The organism is Anaerolineales bacterium, from assembly GCA_022866145.1.
Taxonomy (GTDB): Bacteria; Chloroflexota; Anaerolineae; order Anaerolineales; family E44-bin32; genus PFL42.
Genome location: JALHUE010000117.1, coordinates 1 through 9,414 on the forward strand (window position 1 = coordinate 1; position 9,414 = coordinate 9,414).

Below are 9,414 nucleotides of genomic sequence, written 5' to 3' on the forward strand. Positions count from 1 at the left end.
GATGCTCACGGGCTGGGTGCTGCCCCCGGCGGTCGCAGCCGGGATCGGCCTCAGCCTGCCCGTGGCGATTTGGGCGGCGGCTGGGTATGCGCGCCACGCCACCGCCTTGCCGAGCTCTATGCCCATGGTCGTCGGGATGCTTGGCGCCACGGCGGGCTGGTTCTTGTACGGGGTCGCCTAGGCCCAAACCCCCCTGGCCCCTGGGGCGCAGGCTGCGGGGATGGCCCGTCGTGAACCGGTGCGTGTCTTTGACTCCCGTCAGGTCCGTTCTAGAATCCATCCCGGCAGTCCATCACTCTCGGTTCCCAGCATAGGGAAGGAGCACCCATGTCGCTCGCCACGGATCTGCTTGCCCCCGTTCTCCGCGCAGGACTGACGTTCCTCAGTCGCCGTCGGCTGCCTTTGATCGAAGGCGAGATCCGCCTAGCCGGCCTACACAGCCCGGTCGAGGTGATCCGGGATCGATGGGGCGTTCCGCACCTCTTCGCCGATGACCCGCACGATGCATTCTTCGCTCAGGGTGTGGTCCATGCCCAGGATCGTCTCTGGCAGATGGAGCTCAATCGGAGGACCGCCAACGGCAGGCTGAGCGAGCTGTTCGGTGAGATCTCGCTCGATACCGATCGCGCCGTGCGCACATTCGGTTTCCGGCGCCTTGGGGAGGCTGATTGGCAGGCCGCCGGTGCGGACCTGAGAAGCGTCCTCGAGGCCTACGCCGAAGGCGTCAATGCAACCCTCGCCTGCTCGGCGGCTCGCATGCCGATTGAGTTCACGCTCCTCGGCTGCCATCCGGAGCCATGGACTCCGATCGACAGCCTGGCCTTCAGCCGGGTGATGATCTGGCAGCTGTCGCATGCCTGGTACGGCGAGATCCTGCGCGCCAAGTTAATCGAGGCTGTGGGAGAAGAGCGGGCCGCCGCCTGGGAGATCCATCCGCCTCTAGGTAACCCGATCATCCTGCCGGAGGGGATCGAGTTCAATCGGCTGGGGGAGGACGGCAGACTAACTGCCGGGCGGGGGCCGTTCTTGCATCGGGGGCTGGGCAGCAACAACTGGGCGGTAGCCGGCTGGAAAACCGACACCGGAATGCCCTACTTGTGCAACGACATGCATCTGCCGCTGGGAGTGCCCTCGCTGTGGTACGAGGTGCACCTGATGGCCCAGGGCATGAATGTCTCCGGCGTCTCGATCCCGGGAATGCCGCTCGTCCTAGTCGGCCACACCGACCACATCGCCTGGGGCATAACGCTTGCCTACACCGACTGTGAGGACCTGTACGCCGAGGAGTTTGATCCCGAGATCCAGGGTCGCTACCGGTTCGGCGAAGGCTGGCGTCAAGCCGACATCATCCCAGAACCGATCGGCGTCAAGGGGCGGGACGATCCCCACATCGAGGAGGTCGTCGTAACCCATCATGGGCCGGTGATCTCCGATGTTGTCGGGCATCCGGAGAAACGCTTGGCCGTGCAGTCGATGGCCCTGCGCCCATGCCCGGCGGTCGAGGGTTGGCACCGTCTGAACCTGGCCCGCGGCTGGGATGACTTCGTCGAGGCGGCCCGGTTGATCGAGGCGCCGCAGCTGAGCGTGGCATACGCCGATACAGAGGGCAATACCGGACTCTGGGTCACCGGGAAGGTACCGGTGCGAGCGGCTGGCAAGGGAATGGTGCCGGCGCCGGGCTGGAGCGCAGACCACGAGTGGATTGGCGAGGTTCCCTTCGAAGCCATGCCTCACGCCCTCAACCCGCAGCGCGGCTTCGTGGCAACCTCCAACGACCGGCTGGTGCCGGACGACTATCCGCACTTCCTCGGCAGCGTGTGGATGAACGGCTATCGCAACCGGCGTATTTCCGAAGTCCTGAGCAGCAAGGATGTCTTGGGCGTTGAGGACTTCAGACGCCTACATGTGGACTTCACCTGTCCCCCGGCCCTGGAGTTCGTCCGCAGCCTGGAGGGCCTGACGCCGACCTCGGAAGAGGCCGAGCTGGCGCTCGAGCTCCTGCGGGGATGGGATGGGGTGTTGTCGGCGGATTGCACAGCCGGAACGGTGTACGAAGTCACCCGCTATCATCTGGTGCGCAATCTGCTCGAGCCGGCGGTCGGCGAGAGGCTGACCCTGCAGTTGATGGGGCAGGGTTTCCACCCGCTGCTGATGCCCGCCAATGAGTTCTTGGGGCACGACACGGCCGCAACGTTGCGCCTGCTGGAGGCGCCGGAGAGCTGGTGGATGACTCAGGCCGGAGGGCGGCAGGCCGTGCTGGAGAAGAGCCTGAAACAGGCCGTCCTGTGGCTGCGCCAGACGCTGGGGGCGGCGCCATCCGGCTGGGGCTGGGGGAAGATCCACCGGGCGGTCTTCCCGCATGCCATGGGCCTGCAGAAGCCGCTAGATCGCGTCTTCAACCGGGGCCCGTTTCCCATCGGGGGCGACGCCGACACGCCGTGCCAGACGGCATTCAATCCGGCCCTCCCCTACGACAACACGAGCTGGGCGCCCGGGTTCCGCCAGATCGTCGACCTGAGCGATCTGTCGAAGTCCCTGATCATCCATCCGCCGGGGCAATCGGGTCAGCTGGGCAGCCGGCATTACGACGACCTGGCAAGCCTGTGGATCCGGGGCGAGTATCATCCGATGCTGTGGACCCGCGCCCAGATCGAGGGCGAGGCCGAAGGCCATTTGCACTTGACACCCTGACGTCGTCCTCAGTCGCCTGACGAGCGCGAGTTCGAATCCGAGGGACTGTCACGAGGATGTGATGGGCGCTAGCCGCTTCGTTGCCGCCATCGATCAAGGAACGACAAGCACTCGCTGCATGTTGTTCGACCGACTAGGCGCGGTGGTGGCAGCGTCCCAATTGGAGCACACGCAGATCTACCCGCGCCCCGGCTGGGTGGAACATGACCCGCTCGAGATTTGGGAGCGTACCCAGCAGGTGATCCGCCGCTCACTCGAGGCGGCCGGCGTCCAGGGCGCCGAGATCGCCGCCGTCGGCATCGCCAACCAGCGTGAAACCACGATCGTATGGGACCGCCTTACAGGCCGTCCCTTCGGCAACGCTCTGGTCTGGCAGGACACCCGGACGGCGGACCGGGTGGCTGCCCTGGCGGAGCAGGGCGGCCCGGACCGATTCCGGGCGATAACCGGGCTGCCGCTCGCAACGTATTTCTCTGCCAGCAAGATCCGCTGGATTCTGGACAACGTGGAGGGGGCCCGGGGGGGGGCGGAAGAAGGGACAGCCCTCTTTGGCACGGTCGACAGCTGGTTGATCTGGTGGTTGACGGGTGGGCCGCAAGGCGGAAGTCACGTGACCGACGTCACCAATGCCAGTCGAACGCAGCTGATGAGTCTGCGCAGCCTGGCATGGGATCCCGCCATCCTCGAAGTGATGGACATCCCGGAGCGGATGCTGCCGAAGATCGTGGCCTCGAGCGATCCCATTCCCTGGGGCTACACGCGGCTCGATGGGCCGTTCGGAGCCGCAATCCCCGTCTGCGGCGACCTCGGAGACCAGCAGGCCGCCCTGGTCGGCCAGACGTGCTTCGCCCCGGGAGAGGCCAAGAACACCTACGGCACGGGCTGTTTCATGCTGCTCAACACGGGGACCGAACCGGTCCCTTCGACCAGCGGGCTGCTGACGACCGTCGGCTACCGATTCGGCGCCAAGCCGGCGGTGTATGCGCTCGAAGGCTCAATCGCCATTGCCGGCGGATTGGTGCAGTGGCTCCGAGACAACCTCGGTCTGATCGGGTCCGCCGGTGAGGTAGAAGCACTTGCCCGGACGGTCGAGGACAATGGAGGCATCTACTTCGTGCCGGCGTTCTCGGGTTTGTTTGCACCGCACTGGCGGGCCGACGCCCGCGGGGTTCTCGTCGGCCTGACGCGCTACGTCAACAAGGGCCACATCGCTCGAGCCGCCCTGGAAGCGACTGCTTTCCAGACCGTCGAAGTGCTCGAGGCGATGGAGAAGGACTCCGCAGTCCATCTGCAGTCGCTCAAGGTCGATGGTGGGATGGTCCAGAATGAGCTGCTGATGCAGTTCCAGGCTGATGTCCTGGGTGTGCCCGTGATCCGCCCGAGGATTGCCGAGACCACGGCGCTGGGCGCGGCCTACGCCGCCGGCCTGGCAGTCGGTCTCTGGGAGACCGAGGCCGACCTGCGCAAACAATGGTCTGCGGACCGAGTCTGGACGCCGGCCATGCCCGAGGGTCAGCGGGAGCAACTGTTGCGAGGCTGGCGAAAGGCGGTCGAGCGCTCGCTCGACTGGGTGGAGTAGACGGCAGCGTCAGCCGTCGATGGAGAACGAGGCCGCCTGTCCGGCAAACCCGAACATCTGCGGGAAGCGCATCACGAGACCACGATCGTCACTGTTCACCAGGAACAGCAAGAACCCCGATCTGGATTTCCCGCCCGTGAGCTCGCCGGACTCGAACGCCCTGCGCACTCCGGAGACCACGATCTCTGAGTGGTACGAGTTGCCCTGCGAGCCTTCCGCCCCGAAGTCTGCGGTAGTCAGGCTGCAGGCCTGGTCGGATGGCAGGTTACAGGTGGCCGTCACATCCACGGCGACGAATTCCTTCCCCCGGTCTGGCTCCGAGTAGAAGCTGGCGTCATCGGCAATATGATTGGCCGGCCGGATGACATTGGTGACGGACAGCGTCACGTTGCCGATCGTCTGGCTCGTCCCGATGGGGACTGGAGACGAGGGTTGCCAGGCCTGGACGTCGATCGAAGGAACCACGGCCGTGCCCATGGGGATGGGTTCGCCGATGCTGCCGAGAGCGTCGCTGGCTCCCGAGCACGCCATCGTGGTCGCTAGCAGGGCGACGGCCGCGAGCTGGAGAGGGACTGTCGTGGTTTGCATCGACTCGCCTCCCTCCAGTATTGTGCCCCGGATGCCTCGCCAGGGCAACCGATCGCGGATGATCGGCGAGGGTTGTCCGTCCGCTCGTGCCGGCGAACTCGGACCTGCCTTTCCCCTGATTGGGCAGCCTCCAGTTCGGCGCCCGGGGGGGACGGCGGGCGGATTGACCGGCCCTCGTAGCCAGGCACTGTGACAGCCGTCAGGGCACCCCAGAGGTAGCCCGCATCTGGTGCCGGCACCATCAGGGTTGTCAGGCCGTTGAGTCAGGGCCATTGGCGTACAGCCGGGGCCGCCGACCTCATGATGGTGGCACTTGACAGCCACCCCCATGGACTGCAAGTGCAGCACCATCTCCGCGCCTAGGTTGTACAAATGGTCTTTGGGGGGGATGGCGTGGTAGCCCCCATGGGGCGGGATCAGGTGTCCATGCCCGCCCGGGCTCGAACGCCAGGCCGCCTCGCGGCTTTCGAGGCGATAGGCGGCGCGGTTGACTTCGTTCTACAAGGAAACCTGGTCGAACACACCAAATTCATGTTCCGGCCCCCAGCGGGACTCGTCCGCCACTTCCGTTTCCCGCAGGTTGTCGTGCGCCCGTCGGGGATTAGTCCGCGGATCCCGAGCGAAGGGCTGCCTGCTGTCGGCCTCGAAGGCCGAGCAGATGAAGCTCGGGGTGGGCATTTCCCAGAAGGGATCCCGGAAGGCGCATGCCAGGTCCGGCAGCTCGACTATGTCGCCAGCCTTGACGGACTTGAGCCCGACCGAGGAGCCGTCGAACCCAAGCCTATCGCGCAACAGGGGGCTCGTTGAACTCACCGGCTGGAACGCTCACATACCGCCAGCGCCCCCACAGGTCGCTGAACTCCAGATCGACCATCTGGGTCTGGTTCTCACGCAGATAGGCTTGGGCTTCGGCGAATGAGGTGATCATCGTGGCCTCCTCCGGCGTCGAAGATCGAAACCGGGTTCAAAGGTGCAAGCGGCGGGACCGACGACAACGGCAGACCGGTGGTCGGTCGCGACCGACTAGCCGAGGATGCTCCTCGAGGGCGTGACAACGGGAGGAGACGGCGGCACATGGAAACGCCCCGCAAGCGGGGCGTTGCTGTTCGCGGCCAGCTCGCCGGCTAGGCTGCAACGATGCAATCGACGGGGCAGACCGAGACGCATTGCGGGGAATCGTAGTGGCCCTTGCATTCGACGCAGGTGCTGGCGTCAATGACGTAGATCGTTTCGCCCAGCGAAATCGAGGTTGTGGGGCACTCTGTCTCGCAAGCGGCACAAGAGATACATTCGTCAGTAACCCGCATTGCCATGTCTCATCCCTCATCAAGGCAGGATCGGTTCCCTTCCAAACGTAGTGCACGATCGACCGAGGCGGGATAGACGAAACTAACCTGATTCCCATGTCAAGGTCACATCTCCCAGCGGGCTGCGCCGCGGCCGAGGCGGGGCGGCGGACGCCCAGCACCTGCACCGGAGGGCGACGGGCAAGCGCGGCCAAGTCCAGCCGAAAGGCGGCGCCCTCCGCCGGGCGAGAGCTCAGATGGCGTTCGCTCAATGCGGACCGGCCGGGCTGGTATCCTGCCCGGACTCATCCCGCCCGCGCACGAGGAGAGGCCACGCATGTCGACGAAATCCGACTTCACGCTGGAAGAATGGGCCGCCATGCCGATTGCGCCCTACCTTGCTGGAATGCTGATCATCGTGTCGGACTTGAACCTGGGCTTCATCAGCGAGATCGGGGCATAGACTCAGTCCGCCAACGGGACCGTGACCGGCAGCCAGAGCGAGCTCTTGCAGGAGATCGCTTTGGAAGCCGTCTTCCCAGAGAAGCAGGACCAGATCCGACCGAAGATTGAAGCACTCAAGCAGGAACGCGGTCCGGCCGTTCTCACAGCGGCGCTGCAGGCCGAGGTCGTGCGTTCAGCCGATGCGGTTTCAGTCAGGTCAGCGCAAGGTGGAGGCGCCTACCGCAGGTGGCTCGTGTACCTAGCCGAGCCGAAGGCGGAGGGATCCAAAGAGGGTGGGTTTCTGGGGATCAACCCCGTCCGGGTGAGCGAAGAAGAGAGCGCGATGCTGGCCCAACTACGATCGGCGCTCGGCGTCCCTGCCCCCGGAGCATCCTTGCCCCGGAAGCATCGCGCCCCGCCCAATCCGACGGGGGCGCCTTCCCCTGACGACGGCGGCCCGAGGGGCGAAGGGCCCTTGGGCGGGGGGCGGGCGCCGGGGAGGCTTCTGCCTTTGGGACCCGGACGCCTGTGAGACGGCGCATGCGCCAGGTGCAGACCGCAGGGCCAATGGGTTCGAAGCGGTTCGCTAGCCCGCGGAAGGGCTAGCCACGGCCAAGCTCGAGTAGGGTCTACTCGTAGGCCAGGACCTCGCGGATGGTCAGACGGGCGGCGTTGCGCGCCGGCAGCACGCTGGCCAGGGCGGAGAGGGCCAGCACCAGCAGCAGCCAGAGTCCAAAACCGGCGGCAGTGAACCGCACGTCGATCATCGAATTGAATATCGCCAGGCTGAGGATGTAAGACAGCAAGTAGGTGATCGGGAAGGCCAGCGCAACTGCCAGCAGCCAGGACATACCCCCCACAACCACCCCTTCGACGACGACGGTCCGGATCACTTCCTTGTCGTCGGCGCCGATCGAGCGCATCACGCCGATCTCGCGCGTTCGCTCCAGCACGTTCATGCTCATCGACCCGGCGAGGCCCATGCTGCCGACCAGGGCAGTCAGAACGGCCATGACCAAGAGGAAGGCCACCAGGATGTCCAAGCTCTCGGAGGCGGTCTGCAGCATGGATTTTCCGGTGCGCGCCTCGCGGACGTGGTAGTTCAGGCTGCGGAAATGCTCGTCCAGGCGGCGGCTCACCGTCTCCTGGAAGGCGGGGTCGTGACGGTCGGTCACCACCCGGAACGAGATCGAGCGGTTGGGAAGATCGGTTAGGCGCGAGATGTACTCGTAGGTGCCGTAGGCGATCGTACCCTGCTGATTGGTGAACTCGAAGATGCCGACGACCGTCCAGTCGTCCTCCCGCCCGTCGACTTTCATGCGCAGGCTGTCCCCCGGCTTCAGGTCGGGGAACCTGTCCAGGATGCCCTCCGCCAGGGCGATCGCCTGCTCGTCGCCAGGCTGCACCCAGCGCCCGGCCAGGAGCGTCGGGGCGACCAGCTGACTCTCCGCCGGCGGCGCCAGGATCGTCAAGTTCTCCGCCGTTGTGTCATCCGGGTAAAGGACCTCGGCGGTGGTGAAGGCCCAACCTTCGATGGAGGTCACACCTGGGACTTCGAGCGCCTCCTGCTGCACCCGCTGCACCCGATAGGGCTGCTCGAAGTCGAGGGTGACATCCGCCAGGAAGTAGCGGCCGATCTGGCCGACGTAGTCGTGGAGCGTCGTGCGGACATTGAACACGGCGATGAAGATCGCGCCGCCCATCGTCAGGGTGAACAGGGTGAGGGCCAGGCGGCCGCGTCGGCGGAAGGTGTTGCGCAAGGAGATGAGCAAAGGGCGGGGCACCTGCAGGCTTCGGCGCGCCGCAAGCTCAACCAGTCGGCGTCCCCGGCTCTGCAGCCCGCGGCCCCGGCCGGAATCGCCCGCCTGAGTCGAAGGCTGAAGGATGTCGTTGCTCAACGCCCGCTGGACGGTAATCCGCGAGCCCTTGCGCACTGGAACGAGGCCTACGAGCAATGGGATCGCCAGGCCGACGACGATCTGAACGGCAAAGGCCTGCGGCACCACCCGATAACCTTGCAAGCCAAAGTTCACCTTGTCGGCGATGAAGGCTGCCAGGCCGTAGGCTGCCTGGGCGCCGAGGGGAACGGCCAACGCCAGCGCCAGCAAGCAGTAGGCGATGATCAAAGCCACGTACAGCAAGACGATCTGCCCGGGGCGTCCACCGACAAGTTTGATCACGCCGATGTGGCGTAGATGCTGAGTCAGCAGGGCGTTGAGGGTGTTGGCGATCAGCGATCCGCTGAGGAAGAGCACCAGGACGCCGAGCGCCAGCAAGATCCCCAGGATCCCCTGGACGGTGGAGGACATCGGGTGCTCCGCCGACTTGGAGGTCTGGGTCCGGCTTACATCAACGCCATTGCTCTCCAACTTGTCCTTGATTTCTGCGCCCATCTGCCTCAGCCGTCCGCTGTCGTTGGCCCCGTCGGAAAGCACAACGAACATCCGGTTCAACGACTCGGGCTGGTGAAGGTAGGGCAGGGTGTCGGCGGCGATGTAAGCCAGGGGCGGAGCGAGGAAATCGCCGGCACCGGTTGTCGGATCCTGCACCACGCCCGCCACCCGCAGCGAACGGACGTTGCCGTCCGGCAGTTCGACGTTCAGGTCCTCGCCGGGACCCAGTCCGAGCGTCTGCATAGCCTTGCGCTCGAGCACGATCTGCTTCTTGCCGGCCGCCGCCGAGCCCGCGATCGGGTGGAGCAGGTTGATCCGGACCTCGTCGAAATCGTCGATGGCAACGATATCAAGCGCAGTCCAGGCGCTCCCTTTCGGCGGTCGGACGCGGGCGCTGAACACCCGCCGGCCCTCGGCATCCAGGACGCCGCGC

The 9,414-nt window shown here is 65.7% G+C and carries 8 protein-coding genes; 3 read left to right on the forward strand and 5 right to left on the reverse strand.

Going from position 1 to position 9,414, the window contains the following annotated elements; all coding sequences use genetic code 11:
- The 3 genes from MUO23_03725 to glpK all read left to right on the forward strand — a co-directional run.
- On the forward strand, positions 1-181 hold a 181-nt coding region (locus tag MUO23_03725; protein MCJ7512061.1), incomplete at its 5' end, for a hypothetical protein.
- Positions 182-327: 146 nt separating this feature from the next.
- On the forward strand, positions 328-2,691 hold the full coding sequence (locus MUO23_03730) for a penicillin acylase family protein (GenBank protein MCJ7512062.1): 2,364 nt from the start codon (positions 328-330) through the stop codon (positions 2,689-2,691).
- A gap of 61 nt (positions 2,692-2,752) precedes the next feature.
- Positions 2,753-4,270 (forward strand): glycerol kinase GlpK, encoded by a 1,518-nt coding sequence (glpK, locus tag MUO23_03735; protein MCJ7512063.1) that lies wholly within the window; start codon positions 2,753-2,755, stop codon positions 4,268-4,270.
- Positions 4,271-4,279: 9 nt separating this feature from the next.
- On the opposite strand, the gene MUO23_03740 is transcribed toward glpK, so the two are convergent.
- The 5 genes from MUO23_03740 to MUO23_03760 all read right to left on the reverse strand — a co-directional run.
- Positions 4,280-4,858: a DUF4352 domain-containing protein gene (locus MUO23_03740; protein ID MCJ7512064.1), complete on the reverse strand. Its 579-nt coding sequence runs from the start codon at positions 4,856-4,858 to the stop codon at positions 4,280-4,282.
- 498 nt (positions 4,859-5,356) lie between these two features.
- Complete coding sequence (locus tag MUO23_03745; GenBank protein MCJ7512065.1) at positions 5,357-5,650, reverse strand: hypothetical protein; 294 nt, start codon at positions 5,648-5,650, stop codon at positions 5,357-5,359.
- On the reverse strand, positions 5,640-5,786 hold the full coding sequence (locus MUO23_03750; GenBank protein MCJ7512066.1) for a hypothetical protein: 147 nt from the start codon (positions 5,784-5,786) through the stop codon (positions 5,640-5,642). The genes MUO23_03745 and MUO23_03750 overlap by 11 nt, the downstream gene beginning before the upstream one ends.
- 196 nt (positions 5,787-5,982) lie before the next feature.
- Positions 5,983-6,165 (reverse strand): 4Fe-4S binding protein, encoded by a 183-nt coding sequence (locus tag MUO23_03755; GenBank protein ID MCJ7512067.1) that lies wholly within the window; start codon positions 6,163-6,165, stop codon positions 5,983-5,985.
- Between the two features lie 1,052 nt (positions 6,166-7,217).
- Positions 7,218-9,414, reverse strand: a 2,197-nt coding sequence (locus MUO23_03760) for an ABC transporter permease (protein ID MCJ7512068.1), incomplete at its 5' end; no start/stop codon positions are given.